Below are 15943 nucleotides of genomic sequence, written 5' to 3'. Positions count from 1 at the left end.
GTGACGGCGGGACCACTCCCGGTGGCTCCATCGGCGCGGGCCCGTCGGAACGGGCCCGCGGCTACGCTCCGCTGGCCTTGAGCATGTCCTCCCGCTCGACGAGCTTCACCCGCTCGCGGCCCTCGGGCTCCCCCAGCGCCTTCTCCGCGGCGTCCAGCCGGTACCAGCCCTCCCAGGTGGTGAAGCGGACGTTCCGCTCGGCGAGGAACGCGTCCACCGACTCCGGCTCCGGGGACGTCGGGGTCACCAGGCGGCCGTTCGCGTGGTCGTCCAGCAGGCTGGCGACCGTCTCGTTGGCGTCGCCCTTGGTGTGGCCGATGAGGCCCACCGGACCGCGCCGGATCCAGCCGGTGACGTACGTCGACCGCAGGTGCTCGCCGGTCTCCTCGATCACCCGGCCGGCCTCGTCCGGGACCGTGCCCGACTCGACGTCCCAGGGCAGCTTGGGCAGCTTGTCGGACAGGTAGCCGACGGCCCGGTAGACCGCGCCGATCTCCCAGTCCTTGAACTCCCCGGTGCCCTTGACGTTGCCCGTGCCGTCGAGGGCGGTGCGCTCGGTGCGCAGGCCGACGACCTTGCCGTCCTCGCCGAGGATCTCGGTCGGCGACTCGAAGAAGTGCAGGAACAGCTTGTGCGGGCGGTCGCCGACGTCGCGGATCGCCCAGTTCTCCAGGGTCTTCGCGACCATGTCGGCCTGCTTGTTGCCGCGCCGGGTCGCGATCGAGCCCTCGTCGTAGTCGATGTCCTCGGGGTCGACGATGACCTCGATGTTCGGGGAGTGGTCCAGCTCCCGCAGCTCCATCGGGCTGAACTTCGCCTGCGCGGGGCCGCGGCGGCCGAAGACGTGGACCTCCTTGGCCCTGTTGGCCTTGAGTCCTTCGTGGACGTTCGGCGGGATCTCGGTCGGCAACAGCTCCTCGGCGGTCTTGGCGAGGATGCGCGCCACGTCGAGCGCCACGTTGCCGACGCCGAGGACGGCGACCTTCTCGGCCTCCAGCGGCCAGGTCCGCGCCACGTCCGGGTGCCCGTCGTACCAGGAGACGAAGTCCGCCGCGCCGTACGAGCCGTCCAGTCCGATACCGGGTACGTCCAGCGCCCGGTCGGCCGTCGCCCCGGTGGAGAAGATCACCGCGTCGTAGAAGGCGCGCAGGTCGTCCAGGTTGATGTCGCCCGGGTAGTCGACGTTGCCGAAGAGGCGGATCTGCGGCTTGTCGAGCACCTGGTGCAGAGCCGTGATGATGCCCTTGATGCGCGGGTGGTCGGGGGCGACGCCGTACCGGATCAGCCCGAAGGGGGCCGGCATCCGCTCGAAGAGGTCGATGGAGACACCGGGCTCGACGGCCACTGCGGACTTCAACAGCGCGTCGGCGGCATAGATCCCGGCGGGGCCGGCTCCGACTATGGCTACCCGCAGGGGGCGAGGCATGATCAGGTTCCCTTCGAGCGGTGATCAGGAGTGTTCACCGGGGAGCCTAAACTAAGGCTTGCCTAAGCTTGTAGCCGGGCTGGATCTATGACCCCATAAGGCAGACTTATGAGTCGGCGGTCGCAGGAGCGTTCGCTCAGCTGTCGAAGTCCACGGTCAGTGTCTCCGAGACCGGGAAGGACTGGCACGTCAGGACGTATCCCGCGTCGACCTCCGCGTTCTCCAGGGCGAAGTTGCGGCGCATGTCCGCCTTGCCGTCGGTGACCAGGGCCCGGCAGGTGCCGCAGACGCCGCCCTTGCACGCGAAGGGGAGGTCGGGGCGGGTCCGCTGGGCGCCTTCGAGGATGCTCCGGTCCCTGGCCAGGGCCGAGGTGGTGGAGCGGCCGTCGAGCGTGACGGTGACCCGGCTGACGGGCCCCCGCACCGCGGTCTCGTCGTGACGCATCTCTCGTACGGGCCCGTCGTCGGCGAAGAACAGTTCCCGGTGGACACGGTCGCCCGGCACGCCGAGGTCCGTCAGGACCCGCTGGGCGTCGAGGACCATGCCCTGCGGTCCGCACAGCCACCAGTGGTCCACGGCCCGCACGTCGACCAGTGAGCCGACGAGTGCCGCGAGCCGGTCCGCGTCGATGCGGCCCGACAGCACCTCGGCCTCGCGCGGCTCGCGGGACAGCACGTGGGCGAGCTGGAACCGGGCCGGGTACAGGTCCTTCAGGTCCGCCAGCTCGTCGGCGAACATCACGGTGCCCGTGCGCCGGTTGCCGTAGAGGAGGGTGACCGTCGAACGCGGGTCCGCGGCCAGGACGGACTCGGCGATGGAGAGCATCGGGGTGACCCCGGAGCCGGCCGCGACCAGCACATGGCGGCCGGGCACGGTGAGGTCGGGCGTGAACGCGCCGGTGGGCGCCATCACCTCCACCGCGTCCCCCGGGCGCACCTCCCGTACGAGCCACGCCGAGAACAGACCGCCCGGCACCACCCGCACGCCGATGCGCGGCGCCGAACCGGCCGGGGAACAGATCGAGTACGAGCGCCGCTCGTCCCGTCCGTCGATCTCGCGCCGCAGCGTCAGCGACTGGCCGGGCGCGAAGGCGAACTCCGCCGCCAGCTCCGCCGGGATCTCGAAGCTCACGGCCGCCGCGTCCTCGCACAGCGGCTGCACGGCGGCGACGCGCAGGGTGTGGAAGGCCGGGCGGCGGCGCGCCCGCGCGGGCACCGGCCGCGCGGGGGCGGGAGCCGGTGTCCGGACAGCCCGGTCCGCCGCAGTCGCCGGGGTCGCCGGGGTCGCCGGGTCTTCCTTAATGCCTTCCATCAGATCTCCTTGACGTACTCGAACGGCTCGCGGCAGACGCGGCAGCGGTACAGCGCCTTGCAGGACGTGGCGGCGAAGCGCGAGGTCTCCTCGGTGTCCGCCGCACCGCAGCGCGGGCACGCCACCGCGCGCCGGGCGGGGGCCAGGACCAGGGGCACCGGACCGGCCGCGGGCCGGGGCGCGGCCCCCGGTGGCGCGATCCCGTGCTCGGTGAGCTTGCGCCGCCCCTCCGGGGTGATCCAGTCGCTGGTCCACGGCGGGTCCAGGACGGTACGGATCTCCACGCGCGCGTATCCCGCGCCACGCAGCCGTGCCGCCACGTCCGCGCGCATCTCGGCCATCGCCGGACAGCCCGAGTAGGTCGGCGTCAGGCTCGCGACCACGGTGCCGTCGGCGGTCATCTCGACCGCGCGCAGGACGCCGAGGTCGGCCAGCGTGAGCATGGGCAGTTCGGGGTCCGGCACCTGTTCGGCGAGGTGCCGGGCGCGCCGCACGTCCTGCGCCGCGGTCACCACGTCGCCCCCGGATGCGCGCGGGCCACGCCCTGCAGCTCGGCCAGGAGCGGCGCGAGGTGCTCGGTGTGCTCCCCGCTCCGGCCGGCGCCCGGCAGCGGCCGGTACACCGGCATGGGCAGTCCGGCCGCCCCGGTGACCTGCCGCAGGACGGCGACGACCTCGTCCCGTGCGTCGTACGCCGTGAACAGCTCGCCGAAGTAGGGCGCCACCTGCTCCATCGCCCGGCGCGTGCGGCGGTGCGACTCGTCCGTGCCGTCCCCGAGGCGCACGACCCACTCGGCGGCGTACTGCCGGTGGTACGTCAGCTCCTTGACGCCCTTCGCCGCGACGGCCGCGAGGACCGGGTCGGGGTGCGACGACAGCTCCCCGAAGTGCGCGAGCCGCCAGCTGGACAGCACCAGCAGCCGTACGACGCAGAACGCGAAGTCCCCTCCGGGGAGTTCGGCCAGGCGTACGTTCCTGAAGTCCTGCGGGTCGCGGAAGTAGGCGTACGCGTCCTCGTCGCGCCCGGTGCCGTCGGCCCGGCCCGCGCGCGCGTAGAGCAGGCGGGCCTGGCCGAGGAGGTCGAGGCCGATGTTGGCGAGCGCGACCTCCTCCTCCAGCTCGGGGGCGCGGGTGGTCCATTCGGCCAGCCGCTGGGCACCGACCAGGGCGTCGTCGGCGAGGGCCACGCAGTCGGCGGCGAGCCGGGCGGCGTCGAGGCCCTCGGGCACGGCGGTGTCCACCCCGTGCAGCGGGTCCTCGAAGCCGGTGCCGTACGCCCAGCGGGTGTCGTCCTCGTGCCCCTCCGCGAGGGACAGGTAGACATGGTCGTCGCTCATGCCCTGCTCCTCAGATGTGCGGGACGTCGTCGGGGATGTCGTAGAAGGTCGGGTGTCGGTAGACCTTGTCGGCGCTCGGCGCGAAGAACGGGTCCTTCTCGTCGCGGGTGGACGCGGCGATGTGCTCCGAGCGCACCACCCAGATCGAGACGCCCTCGTTGCGGCGGGTGTAGAGGTCGCGCGCGTGGGTGAGGGCCATGGTGTCGTCGGCGGCGTGCAGGGAGCCCACGTGGACGTGGTTCAGCCCGCGCTTGCCGCGCACGAAGACCTCGTACAGCGGCCAGTCGCCCCTGGGGGCGCCCTGCCGGAGGGCGGGGACGGTGCCCGCAGCGGTGTCCGGGGCCGCGGCGGTGCCCGGGGCGGAGTCGCTCATGCCACCGCTCCTTCCTGTGCGCGGACGCGCCGCGCCTGCTTGGCCGCGTAGGCCGTGGCCGCCTCCCGCACCCAGGCGCCCTCCTGGTGGGCGGACCTGCGGCGTTCCAGCCGCTCGGCGTTGCGCGGTCCGTCGCCGCCGATGACCCGCTTGAGCTCGGACCAGTCGGGGGTGCCGAAGTCGTGCCGGCCGCGCTCCGCGTTCCAGCGCAGGTCCGGGTCCGGGAGGGTCACGCCGAGCTTCTCCGCCTGCGGGACCGTCATGTCGACGAACCGCTGACGCAGTTCGTCGTTGCTGTGCCGCTTGATCTTCCAGGCCATCGAGGCCGCCGAGTTGGGCGAGTCGCCGTCGGGCGGGCCGAACATCATGAGCGAGGGCCACCACCAGCGGTCCACCGCCTCCTGGACCATGGTCCGCTGCGCCCCGGTGCCGCGCATCATGGTCATCAGCAGCTCGTACCCCTGCCTCTGGTGGAACGACTCCTCCTTGCAGATCCGCACCATCGCGCGCGCGTAGGGCCCGTACGAACTTCTGCACAGCGGGACCTGGTTGCAGATCGCGGCGCCGTCGACGAACCAGCCGATCACCCCGACGTCGGCGAACGTCGGGGTCGGGTAGTTGAAGATCGACGAGTATTTCTGGCGTCCCTCGATCAGCCGCTCGGTCAGGTCCGCGCGGTCGGCGCCCAGCGTCTCGGCGGCCGAGTACAGGTACAGCCCGTGCCCGGCCTCGTCCTGGACCTTCGCGAACAGGATGGCCTTGCGGCGCAGCGACGGGGCGCGGGTTATCCACTCGCCCTCGGGCTGCATGCCGATGATCTCCGAGTGGGCGTGCTGCGCGATCTGCCGGACGAGCGTCTTGCGGTAGCCGTCGGGCATCCAGTCGCGGGGCTCGATCCGCTGGTCCCGCGCGATCGTCGCGTCGAAGTGCTCCTGCAACGACTGCTCCGGGAGGGCCGTCCCGGCGGAGTGTGTCGTGGTCATCGATACCAGCTTCCCTACCGACCATTCGTTCGGCACCAGTGTGCCGCCTTCCCGGAGGCCGGGCAAGACCCGGACGCGATCGGGCGACGCGAACACCGGGTCCGCCCCGCCCGGTCCCGCCCCGCTCCGCCCTGTTCCCCTCCGTTCTGTTCGGGTCTCCTCGAAACCACCCCAAAGGGTCCAAGAGGGTCTTCCGGGCTGCTCGGGTCGAGCCGCTCGTGCGCCTTCCGCGCCGGTCGTGCGGGGACGGCCGCACGGCGTGGGAGCGCGGTGCCGCGCCGTCGCCCCGCACTCTTCGGTCGATCCTCACCACCGAGACGTGAACACGCCCCGTTCACGCGGTTCCCGGCCGCCACCCGTGACTGTTTGGCTTTACACGCGGCACACACCGTCCAGCGGGCCGCACGCCCGTCAGCCGTCGCCCCGGCATCCGCCGCACCAGCCGTGACCCCGCCCCCGGCCACCCGTGGCCGCCGACCACCCACGTATGCCGGACCACGCACCGAACCACGTATGCGGAGGACATGTGACCGTCCCGGAAAGTCCACCCGACAGCGCGGCCGCGCCCGCCGACGTCGGGGCGGAGTGCACCAGCCACTGCAGCTGCGCGTCGGCCGGGGCCGGGTGCAGTTCGAGCAGAACGGCGCGGACGACATCAAGGGCGTCCCCGGGACCCTCGCGGAACTCCCCGCCCTGCACGGCTGCTCCGACACGGCGGCACTGACGGAGCTCGCCTCGTACTTCCGGGTGCGGGAGGTGCGCGTCGGGCAGCTCCTCTTCGGCGAGGGGGAGCCCGTCACGCAGACGTACCTCGTCGTCCACGGCCGCTTCACCCCCTGCACCACCGGCAGGTACGGCGAGGACGAGGTCGCCGAGGTCGTCACGGACGGTGCGGGGCTGGGCGACGAGGCCATCGGCCAGGAAGACCCGTGCTGGCGCAGTTCGATGCGGGCCGGGACCGCGGGCGTGGTGCCGGCGCTCGACCGGGACAGCCTCCAGCGGTTCACGGAGCGCACCCCGTCCTTCGCCGCGCAGCTGGCCGCGTTCGCCGAGCGGCGGCGCAGGCCCGTGAACCGCAGGGCATGCTCGACACCGGGCTGGCCACGGGCGCGTACGCGGCCTCGTGGAACAACGAGTCCACCATGTACGTGGAGCTGGACCTGCTCTTCGCCGAGCACGCCCGGTTGCTGCGCCGCGCCGGCCGCTACGTGATGATCACGGGCTGCTACAACGACGCCTACGGGCGGGCCTCCCGCGAGGTGTCGCTGATCAACGCCCACTACATCTGCGACATCCACCCGCGCTCGGAGTACTTCCGCGCGATGGCCCGCAACCGGCTCGTCCCCGTGCACGTGCAGGACCTCACCGCCGACGCCCTCCCCTACTGGGAACTGCGCGCACGGGCCGGTCATCTGGTCACCGGCATCGAGGAGAGGTTCATCGACGCCTACCGCAACGGCAGTTTCCAGTACCTGCTCATCGTGGCCGACCGTGTGTGACGCGCTCCGCGGAGCCGGACCTCAGGCGGCCTCCACTGATTTCGCCGGGTTCGCCGGGTTCGCCGGGGCCGCCGGGTTCCGCCGTGGCCCGTCGCGGTGGATCGGGGTGCCCGAGTCCGTGAGGGGGACGCCCGTCCCCCCGTTACGGGTCGCGACGATCTCCGCCACGATGGACAGGGCGGTCTCCTCGGGTGTACGGGCGCCCAGGTCCAGGCCGATCGGCGACCTGAGCCGCGCCAGTTCGGCGTCGTTCAGGCCGACTTCGCGCAGTCTGCGGTCGCGGTCGGCGTGGGTCCGGCGCGAGCCCATCGCCCCGACGAACGCGACCGGCATCCGCAGGGCCTGCTCCAGCAGGGGGATGTCGAACTTGGCGTCGTGGGTGAGCACGCACAGGACCGTGCGCCCGTCGGTCGCGGTGTCCCGCAGATAGCGGTGCGGCCAGTCCACGACGAGGTCGTCCGCCTCGGGGAACCGGGCCCGGGTGGCGAACACGGGGCGGGCGTCGCACACCGTCACGTGGTAGCCGAGGAACTTGCCGGCCCGGACGAGCGCGGCGGCGAAGTCGATCGCGCCGAACACGATCATGCGGGGCGGCGGGACGTTCGACTCGACCAGCAGGGTGAGGCCGCCGGGGCAGTGCGTGCCGTCCTCCGAGAGGTCGAGGGTGCCGGTGCGGCCGGCGTCCAGCAGCGCCCGCGCCTCGGCCGCCGCCGTCCGGTCCAGTTCCGGGGCGCCGCTGTCGTACGAGCCCTCGTACGAGCCGTCCGGGCGCACCAGCAGCGCTCTGCCCAGGAGGTCCGCGGGGCCGCGGACGACCCGGGCCAGCGCCCTGGGTTCGCCCGCGGCGGCGGCCGACAGGGCCGCCCGGAACACCTCGCGGACCGGTGCGTCCGCGCCGACCGGGGTGATCATGATGTCGAGGACCCCGCCGCAGGTCAGCCCGACGGCGAAGGCGTCCTCGTCGCTGTAGCCGAACCGTTCGACGACGGTAGCGCCGTCCTGGAGCGCCTGGACGCACAGGTCGTACACCGCCCCCTCCACGCAGCCGCCGGACACCGAGCCGATCACCGTGCCCCCGCTGTCGACGGCGAGGGCCGCGCCCGGGCCGCGCGGCGCGCTGCCCCCGACGGCCACGACGGTGGCGACGGCGAACGCGCGCCCCTCCTCGGCCCAGCGGGTCAGTTCGTCGGCGATGTCAAGCACGGACGCCCGCCTCCAGGACGCGGTCGGGCCGGATCGGCAGGCTGCGGTGGCGTACGCCGGTCGCGTGCCAGACGGCGTTGGCGACCGCCGCCGCGGCCCCCACGATGCCGATCTCGCCGATGCCCTTGATGCCGACGGGGTCGTCCGGGTCCGGGTCGTCCACCCAGTCCGCCTCGACGAGCGGGACGTCGGCGTGCGTGGCGACGTGGTAGCCCGCGAGGTCGGCGCCGTAGTGCGCGCCGGTGTTCCGGTCCCTGACCGCCTCTTCGTGCAGGGCCATGGAGATGCCCCAGATCATCCCCCCGGTGAACTGACCGCGGGCCGTGAGGGGGTTGACGATCTTGCCGGCGGCGAAGACGCCGAGCATGCGGCGCACCCGCACCTCCCCGGTGGCCACGTCCACGGCGACCTCGGCGAACTGTGCCCCGAAGGAGTGCCGTTCCTTCTGCGTGAGGGCGCCGACGGCCGCGGTGGTGTCCGACCGCACGGTGATGCCCTCCGGCGGGACGGCGTCGCTCAGGGCGAGCCGCTCGCGCAGTTCCTCGGCCGCGGCCGTGACGGCCCAGGCCCAGGAGCGGGTGCCCATCGAACCACCGGCGATCATCGCGGGGCCGAGGTCGCTGTCGCCGATCCGTACGCGTACCCGGTCGGTCGGCACCTGGAGGGCGTCGGCGGCGACCAGGGTGAGCGCCGTCCGCGCGCCGGTGCCGATGTCCGCGGCGTTGATCCGCACGGTGAAGGTGCCGTCGGACTCCGCGGTCGCGGCCGCCGTGGACGGCATGGCCCCCGCGAAGAAGGAGGCCGCCGCGGTCCCGGTGCCGAGCAGCCAGCGCCCGTCCCGGCGCAGGCCCGGACGCGGGTCCCGGTCGGCCCAGCCGAACCTGCGGGCGCCCTCGCGGAAGCAGGCGGGCAGGTTGCGGGAGCTGAACGGCAGCCCGGACACGGGGCCCAGCGCGGGCTCGTTGCGCACGCGCAGCTCGATCGGGTCGATGCCGCACTTCTCGGCGAGCTCGTCGAGCGCCGACTCCAGGGCGAACGAGCCGGGCGCCTCGCCGGGGGCGCGCATGAACGTCGGGGTCGGCACGTCGAGCCGTACGACCCGGTTGGCGGTGTGGTGGGCGGGGGCGTCGTACATCACCCGTGCCGGTCCCGCGCCCGACTCGATGAACTCGTGCACGGTCGAGGTGACACTCAGGGAGCTGTGTTCCAGCGCGCGCAGCCGCCCCTCGGCGTCGGCGCCGAGCCGGACCCGCTGGTTGGTGGGGCTGCGGTAGCCGGCGAGCGAGAACATCTGACGGCGGGTCATCACGACGCGGACCGGCCGGGACAGGACGGTCGCGGCCATCACGGCGGCCACCTGGTGGGCGCGCAGGCCCTTGCTCCCGAAGCCGCCGCCGACGTGCTCGGAGCGCACGCGCACCGCCGCGGGGTCGAGCGAGAACATCTTCGCGAGTTCGTCCGCCACCCACAGCGTGCCCTGGTTGGAGTCCACGACCTCCAGCCGGCCGCCGTCCCAGCGGGCCGTCGCCGCGTGGGGCTCCATCGGGTTGTGGTGCTCCTCCGGCGTGGAGTACTCGGCGTCCAGGACTACGGCGGACGCGGCGAGTTCGGCTTCGAGGTCGCCCTTCCCCGTCACGCCCGGCCCGCCCGGCCCGGGGATCGAGTACGCGTCGGGGTGTTCGCTGCCCGCGGCGAAGGTGACGTCGTGCGGTTCCTCCTCGTAGTGCACCACCAGTGCCTCGGCGGCCTCCCTGGCCTGCTCGGAGGTCGCGGCGACGACCAGCGCGACCGGCCAGCCCGCGTGGGGCACCCGGTCGTGCTGGAAGACGGCGGCGGTCGGGTCCGGCGGCATACCGAGCATGCCGACGTAGTCGATGTCGACCCGCGGGGCGTTCCCGTGGTGCAGGACGGCCAGGACGCCCGGCATCTCCAGGACCGCGTCGCTCTCCACCGAGCGCACCCGGCCGCGGGCGGCCGTCGACAGCGCGAACCAGCCGAAGGCCAGCTCGGTGAAGGGGATCTCCCCCGCGTAGCGGGCCGCTCCGGTGACCTTGTCGCGGCCCTCCACCCGGGTGTGCGCGGTGCCGACGGCGTGGCCCGTCGTCCTGGTCCCGGTCGTGGCGGTGGTCATCGGGTGGCCTCCTCGGTGAGTTCGCTCAGCACGGCGACGACGAGGTTGCGCATCAGTGTCACCTTGTATCCGTTGTGCGGCAACGGCCGGGCGGCCGCCAGTTCGGCGTCGGCGGCGGCGGCGAAGGCCGCCGCGCCGGCCGGTGCGCCGGTCAGGGCGGCTTCCGCGGCGCGGGCCCGCCACGGCCGGGACGCGACCGCCCCGAAGGCGAGGCGCACCTCGTGCACGACACCGTCCCGGACGTCGAGCGCGGCGGCGATCGAGCCGATCGCGAAGGCGTACGAGGCCCGCTCGCGCACCTTGCGGTAGCGGGAGGCGGCCGCCACCGGGGCGGGCGGCAGGGTGACGCCGGTGATCAGCGCTCCCGGCGGCAGGGCGGTCTCCAGGTGCGGGGTGTCGCCCACCGGCAGGTAGAACTCCGTCAGCGGCAGCTCGCCCGGTCCGCCGGGCGTCTCGTAGGTGACGACGGCGTCGAAGGCCGTCAGCGCCACGCCCAGGTCGGAGGGGTGGGTGGCCACGCAGTGGCCGGAGGCACCCAGGACCGCGTGGTTGTGGTGCTCGCCCTCGATCGCGGGGCAGCCACTGCCGGGGACCCGCTTGTTGCACGGCTTGGTCACGTCGGCGAAGTAGCCGCAGCGGGTGCGCTGCAGCAGGTTGCCGCCGACGGTGGCCATGTTGCGCAGCTGTCCGGAGGCGCCGGCCAGTACCGCCTGGGTGAGGGCCGGGTAGCGGCGGCGCACCTCGGGGTGCGCGGCGAGGTCGCTGTTGGTGACGGTCGCGCCGATGCGCAGCCCGCCGTCCTCGGCCGTCCCGATCCCGTCCAGCGGGAGGTCACGGACGTCGACGAGCCGTCCCGGCCGTTCCACGCCGGTCTTCATCAGGTCGACGAGGTTGGTGCCGCCGCCGAGGAACCGGGCGTCCGGGTCGGCGTCGAGCAGCGCGAGCGCGCCGGGGACGTCGAGCGCGCGCTCGTATCCGAACTCCCTCATGCCGCCGCCCCCTCGTGGTTCGCGCCCTGTGCGCCTTGTGCGCCTTGTGCACCTTGTGTGCCCTGTGCGTCGTGGGCGTCCTGGGCGGCTTCCGCGGTCCGGCCGGTGCGCGCGTCGTTCTCGGCCGCGCGGGCGACCGCCTGCACGATCGACACGTACGCGCCGCAGCGGCACAGGTTGCCGCTCATCCGCTCCCGGATCTCCTCGGGGGTCAGGGGTGGTGGCCCCGCCTCGGGGCGTACGTCGTCGGTGACGGCGCTCGGCCAGCCGGCGGCGTGTTCCTCGATCACGGCGACGGCGGAACATATCTGGCCGGGTGTGCAGTAGCCGCACTGGTAGCCGTCGAGGTCGAGGAACGCCTGCTGCACCGGGTGCAGCCGGTCGCCCTCGGCGACGCCCTCGATGGTGGTGATCTCCCGGCCCTCGGCCGCCACCGCCAGTTGCAGGCAGGCGACGGCCCGGCGTTTGTCTAGCAGGACGGTGCAGGCGCCGCACTGCCCCTGGTCGCAGCCCTTCTTGGTACCGGTGAGATCGAGGCGCTCGCGCAGGGCGTCGAGCAGGGTGGTGCGGTGGTCGACGGTCAGCGTGTGCTTCTCACCGTTGATGTTCAGGGTGACGGCGCTGTACGTCGACGGGGATGCTGTGGCCATGATCAGCCTTCTTTCGCGTTCCGGTACCCGTTGCGGGAACGGGCCGGCGGCAGAGAGAACGGAGGCGGGAGAACAGAGACATGGAGAACGGGGGGCCGACGCCGCGTGTAGCGGCGGCGGGCCGGAAGCGTGCAGGATGCAAGGAGAGGCCGGTGGCGACCACCACCGGCTGTCCGCACGGGACGCAGGCCGGTAAGGTGCACCTAACCGGACAGCTGTCCGCTCACTGGAAAACGTAGTGGACAGCTGTCCGCTTATCAAGAACATTATTCGGCCACGGAGTCACGGGCGCCGGAGCAGGAACCGGGAACCGGGAACGGGAAGAGGGGGAGGGGGAGGACGAGTGCAGCAGAAGAAGGACGTTCCTCTGCGCTCGGACGCGCAGCGGAACCGCGAACGCATCCTCGAAGTGGCCCTGGCCGAGCTGACGCTCTGCGCGGACGCCCCCCTCAGTGTGATCGCCAAGAAGGCGGGTGTCGGGCAGGGCACGTTCTACCGCAACTTCCCCAACCGCGAGGCCCTCGTCCTGGAGATCTACCGCCACGAGATGCAGCAGGTCGCGGACGCCGCGGCCGAACTGCTCAGGACCCATGAGCCCGACCGGGCCCTGCGCGTGTGGATGGATCACCTCGCCCGGTTCGCGATGACCAAGGCGGGGCTGGCGGAGGCGATCCGGCAGGCCACCAGCGCACCGGGCGGTCCGGCGAAGCCGGCACACACACCGGTGACCTCCGCGGCGGAGCTCCTGCTCCGGGCCGCCGAGGAGGCCGGAACCATCCGTGCGGGGATGACCGGGGAGGACTTCCTCCTGGCCATCGGCGGCCTCTGGATGATCGACACGCAGAGCGACTGGCAGCCGCGCGCCGACCGTCTGCTGGACTTCGTCATGGACGGCCTGCGCGCGGGGGCGCCCCGGCGGTAGGGGCAGCGGTAGCGGTACGCGTGCCCGGGCCGGACGGCCGTACCGGTCGGCGGGCCGGTCGCGCAGGAGGTGCGGGTGGGTCAGGCGATCCCGTGGGCGCGGTAGTGGGTGAGCACGGCCGTGACCACCTCGGTGCGGGAGCGCAGTCCCGTGCGGGTGAACAGCCGGGTCAGCCGGTTGGCGACCGCGTCCTCGCTGAGCCCCAGCACCGTGGCGATCCGGCGGTTGGTGAGCCCTTCGGCGATCAGGGTCGCGAGCAGGTGCTCGTTCTCGGCGGTGGCCCGCCGGCGCCCGGGGACCGTGAGACCGGCCTCCCGCATGGCGGTCCTGGTGCGGAAGCGCCACAGGGCGGCGCCGACCGTCCCGAACAGCGCGTACGCCTCGTGCAGCAGTTCCGGCGGGCCCGCGCCCGCCCCGGCGGCGGCGACGAGTGTCTGCGCCGTCTCGAACGGCTGGCTGCGCGAGCGGGCCAGCTCCACCGCCTCGCGCAGGTTGTCGCGGACGGTACGGGCGGCGCGGGTGGCGTCGGGGGCGTCCTGTTGCAGGACGCGGGCCGACGCGAGCAGGTACCGCAGCCGTGTCCTTCCGCTGCCCGTGCGGTCCGAGATCCGTTCCAGGCGCCGCAGACAGGCCGCCGCCTCACCCGCGCGCCCTTCTTCCGCGTGCACCTCGGCGAGTGCCGCCCACAGTTCGTCGGTACCGGCGACCTGTCCACGGGCGTCCGCCGCCCCGATGCCGCCGAGCAGCGTCCTCACGGCGCCGACCGGATCGCCGAGGGTCCGCAGTATCGCGGCCTCGACGGCGTCCAGTGAGTACTCCAGCGGCCCCTCGGCACGGCCGCGCACGCCGTCGACGACGCGGCGTGCGCTCGTGGTGCGGCCCCGGGCCAGGAGGATCTCCGCCGTCCGTGCGGGAATCAGACAGCGGTCCGCGGCGGGCGTGCCGGTCCTGTTGTTCGCCAGCATCCGGCGGGCCGGTTCCAGTGCCTCGTCCCACCGGCCCCCGAGGTGGTGCCGGAGGAACAGGCTGCGCGGGGGCAGCATGTCGGGGGTCAGGCCCTGTGCGGCCAGCAGGGCCTCCGCCGCGCGCAGGTCCCGGCCGCTGAGCAGCTCGTCGAACATGGCGGTGGCGAGCGCGTGGACGTGACCGGGCTCCAGCTCCGGCGCCTCGGGAAGGGCGAGCGCCTCCCGGAACCGCTCCGGCCGGCCCAGTGCCAGTTCGGCCACGGCCCGGAAGTATCCGGGTTTCGCACGGACACGGGGGTCGCCGGCCCACACCGGTTCCGTCCGTGACAGCAGGTCCAGTACCTCGTGCCACCTCTCCAGATGGCTCAGGGCCAGCGCCCTGCCGGTCACGGCGACCACGGCGGGCAGCCGCAGTCCCTCCCACCACCGGGCCGTGGCCAGCCGGGACAGCGCCCGCCGGTCCAGGTCGTCGGCCGTCGCCGCCGTGAAGAGGCTCGCGGTCTCCTGGAGCGCCGCCGGATCGAGGACGTCCGCGAGGTCGCGCAGGACCGACTCGGTGATGGACCGCGCGGTGCGGTGGTCCCCCGCGTCGTAGGCGGCCGTGGCGTACCGGCCCAGGGCGGCGACGCGGTCGGCGGGCCGCTCGCTGAGATGGCAGACGGCCCGGCGCCACCGGAGCACCCCTCCGCCCGCGGAGTCCGGGTGCAGCCGCTGTGCGGCGGCGGTCAGCTCGGCGACCGCGCGGTCGGGGTCGACGAGCGGACCGGCCTCCGCGATCCGGTCCGCGAGGTAGGCCACGGCGTCCGCCTCGTCCGGCAGGGCCGGGGTCAGGGCCGAAGTCAGGGTCAGGGCCAGGGCCGGAGGGCTCGCAGGGGTCGCGGTACCCGTGGTGTCCGTGGTGTCCCTGTCCGCCCAGAGGGCCTCGACCGCGGTGGCGGACAGCCGGGCTCGTTCCAGCGGCCCCAGCCGTTCCCTGACGGCGTGGGCGGTCAGCGGCAGACGGAACCGCCGGCCCGGTCCTGCCGGTGCCGTGGCGGCGCCGGGGGCGGGAGGGCCGCCGGGGCCGGGCAGGTCCTCGACGACCTCCGCGTCCGTCAGGTCGCGCAGCGCGTCGCCGACGGCGTCCGCGGACAGTCCTGTCGACGCCGCGATCAGCTCCGCGGCCCGTCCGCCGAGCGGCCACAGGATGCTCAGCGCCCCGGCGACCGTGCGGCACGGCCCGCTCAGCGCGTCCAGCGCCGTGACGAACCGGTCGTCGTCCCGCAGCACCGGCGGCGGGGTCCGTACCTCGACGAAGGCGTGGCTGTCGGCCACCCTGATCGCCCCGTCCCGCGTCCACCCGGTGAGCAGGGCGTCGACCGCCCCCGGGACGCCGAGCGTCAGTTCCCGCACACGCCGGGCGAGGCCCGTGTCCGGCGTCGCCCGCAGCCGCCGCGCCACCAGGGCGGTGGTCCCGTCCGGCCCGAGGGGGGACAGCACCAAGGTGCGGGCTCCTCGTGCGCCCGCCAAGCGGGTCATCCGCCGGTCGACCGGCCGCTCCGGCCGTTTCGGCTGCCCCGGCTGCTCCCCGTGTCCCACCGCCGAGGCCAGCAGCCGGGCACCGGGTGGCACATGCGCCGGGTCGGTCCCGGCGAGGACGGCGAGCACGGCGAGCGAATCGGCGTCGGCGTGCTGGATGTCGTCCACCACGACGACCACGGGCGCGGTCACGGGGTACGCCAGAGCGGTCCGCAGCAGTCCGGCCATCGCCGTCGCGTCACCCTGTTCGGCCGCCCGCAGTGCCTCGGTCGTGGGCGCGCCCGGCCGCCGGGGCGTGGGCGCACCCGTCGGCCGGTGCCGCTCCAGCGCCATGACCAGCCGCAGCGCGAGCAGCAGCGGCCGCTCGTCGTCGCCCGGAACGCAGTCCAGCGCGAGCACGGCCGTCCCCTCCGCGCGCAGCCGTTCACCCACCGCGTGCAGGAACGCGGTGCGTCCGGCTCCCCGTTCGCCCCGGACCAGCACCAGCCGCGGCCCGCCCGGCCGGCGCAGGAGACCGTACGCCTCGTCCGACTCCGGCTCACGGCCGACGAGTCCGTCGGCCGTGCCCCCGTGGAGCGACCGGGGGGTTGCGGACGGAGCAGTCATGGTCCCGCGCTCTCCTCGACGACATGTGCC

The 15943-nt window shown here is 73.7% G+C and carries 12 protein-coding genes and 2 pseudogenes; 3 read left to right on the top strand and 11 right to left on the bottom strand.

All coding sequences use genetic code 11. From position 1 onward, the window contains the following. Nucleotides 1-61: 61 nt before the first annotated feature. From KM933_RS20000 to paaA, 6 genes are all read right to left on the bottom strand, one after another. Nucleotides 62-1426: an FAD-dependent oxidoreductase gene (locus KM933_RS20000; protein WP_221354075.1), complete on the bottom strand. Its 1365-nt coding sequence runs from the start codon at nucleotides 1424-1426 to the stop codon at nucleotides 62-64. Nucleotides 1427-1562: 136 nt separating this feature from the next. Beyond that, a complete protein-coding gene (paaE, locus tag KM933_RS19995; RefSeq protein ID WP_221354074.1) occupies nucleotides 1563-2738 on the bottom strand; it encodes a 1,2-phenylacetyl-CoA epoxidase subunit PaaE in 1176 nt (391 codons plus the stop codon). Further along, nucleotides 2738-3253 carry a 1,2-phenylacetyl-CoA epoxidase subunit PaaD gene (paaD, locus tag KM933_RS19990; protein ID WP_221354073.1) on the bottom strand — a complete coding sequence of 172 codons (516 nt, stop codon included), beginning with the start codon at nucleotides 3251-3253 and terminating at the stop codon, nucleotides 2738-2740. Before paaD ends, paaE begins: the two co-directional genes overlap by 1 nt. Then, nucleotides 3247-4074 (bottom strand): 1,2-phenylacetyl-CoA epoxidase subunit PaaC, encoded by an 828-nt coding sequence (paaC, locus tag KM933_RS19985; protein ID WP_221354072.1) that lies wholly within the window; start codon nucleotides 4072-4074, stop codon nucleotides 3247-3249. The genes paaD and paaC overlap by 7 nt, the downstream gene beginning before the upstream one ends. Before the next feature lie 10 nt (nucleotides 4075-4084). Beyond that, nucleotides 4085-4447, bottom strand: a complete 363-nt coding sequence (gene paaB / locus KM933_RS19980; RefSeq protein WP_260333838.1) for a 1,2-phenylacetyl-CoA epoxidase subunit PaaB — start codon at nucleotides 4445-4447, stop codon at nucleotides 4085-4087. Beyond that, nucleotides 4444-5430: a 1,2-phenylacetyl-CoA epoxidase subunit PaaA gene (gene paaA, locus KM933_RS19975; protein WP_221354071.1), complete on the bottom strand. Its 987-nt coding sequence runs from the start codon at nucleotides 5428-5430 to the stop codon at nucleotides 4444-4446. The genes paaB and paaA overlap by 4 nt, the downstream gene beginning before the upstream one ends. A gap of 513 nt (nucleotides 5431-5943) precedes the next feature. Between paaA and KM933_RS19970 the strand changes: the two are divergent. Both KM933_RS19970 and KM933_RS19965 read left to right on the top strand, forming a co-directional pair. Beyond that, nucleotides 5944-6384: pseudogene (locus KM933_RS19970) on the top strand (cyclic nucleotide-binding domain-containing protein); the annotation flags it as partial. 125 nt (nucleotides 6385-6509) lie between these two features. Continuing rightward, nucleotides 6510-6929, top strand: a pseudogene (locus KM933_RS19965) (SAM-dependent methyltransferase); the annotation flags it as partial. A 21-nt stretch (nucleotides 6930-6950) separates the two neighbouring features. Here KM933_RS19965 and KM933_RS19960 read toward each other — a convergent pair. From KM933_RS19960 to KM933_RS19945, 4 genes are read right to left on the bottom strand one after another with little or no spacing between them, the layout of a single operon-like run. Further along, the gene (locus tag KM933_RS19960) at nucleotides 6951-8132 is read right to left on the bottom strand and encodes an XdhC family protein (RefSeq protein ID WP_221354070.1); all 1182 of its coding nucleotides are present in this window, start codon (nucleotides 8130-8132) and stop codon (nucleotides 6951-6953) included. Further along, the gene (locus KM933_RS19955; protein ID WP_221354069.1) at nucleotides 8125-10263 is read right to left on the bottom strand and encodes a xanthine dehydrogenase family protein molybdopterin-binding subunit; all 2139 of its coding nucleotides are present in this window, start codon (nucleotides 10261-10263) and stop codon (nucleotides 8125-8127) included. Before KM933_RS19955 ends, KM933_RS19960 begins: the two co-directional genes overlap by 8 nt. Then, nucleotides 10260-11252: an FAD binding domain-containing protein gene (locus tag KM933_RS19950; protein WP_221354068.1), complete on the bottom strand. Its 993-nt coding sequence runs from the start codon at nucleotides 11250-11252 to the stop codon at nucleotides 10260-10262. Before KM933_RS19950 ends, KM933_RS19955 begins: the two co-directional genes overlap by 4 nt. Then, entirely contained in the window at nucleotides 11249-11902 is a 654-nt protein-coding gene (locus KM933_RS19945; protein WP_260333837.1) for a (2Fe-2S)-binding protein, read from the bottom strand. Before KM933_RS19945 ends, KM933_RS19950 begins: the two co-directional genes overlap by 4 nt. A 343-nt stretch (nucleotides 11903-12245) precedes the next feature. On the opposite strand from KM933_RS19945, the gene KM933_RS19940 reads away from it, so the two are divergent. Beyond that, complete coding sequence (locus tag KM933_RS19940; protein ID WP_221354067.1) at nucleotides 12246-12824, top strand: TetR/AcrR family transcriptional regulator; 579 nt, start codon at nucleotides 12246-12248, stop codon at nucleotides 12822-12824. Nucleotides 12825-12904: 80 nt separating this feature from the next. Here the strand turns inward: KM933_RS19940 and KM933_RS19935 are convergent, their stop codons facing one another. Next, nucleotides 12905-15913, bottom strand: a complete 3009-nt coding sequence (locus KM933_RS19935) for a LuxR family transcriptional regulator (protein WP_221354066.1) — start codon at nucleotides 15911-15913, stop codon at nucleotides 12905-12907. Nucleotides 15914-15943: the final 30 nt, after the last annotated feature.

Source organism: Streptomyces beigongshangae (assembly GCF_019710745.1).
In the GTDB taxonomy this organism is placed as follows: Bacteria; Actinomycetota; Actinomycetes; order Streptomycetales; family Streptomycetaceae; genus Streptomyces; species Streptomyces beigongshangae.
This window is presented reverse-complemented; position numbering and strand designations above follow the sequence as displayed.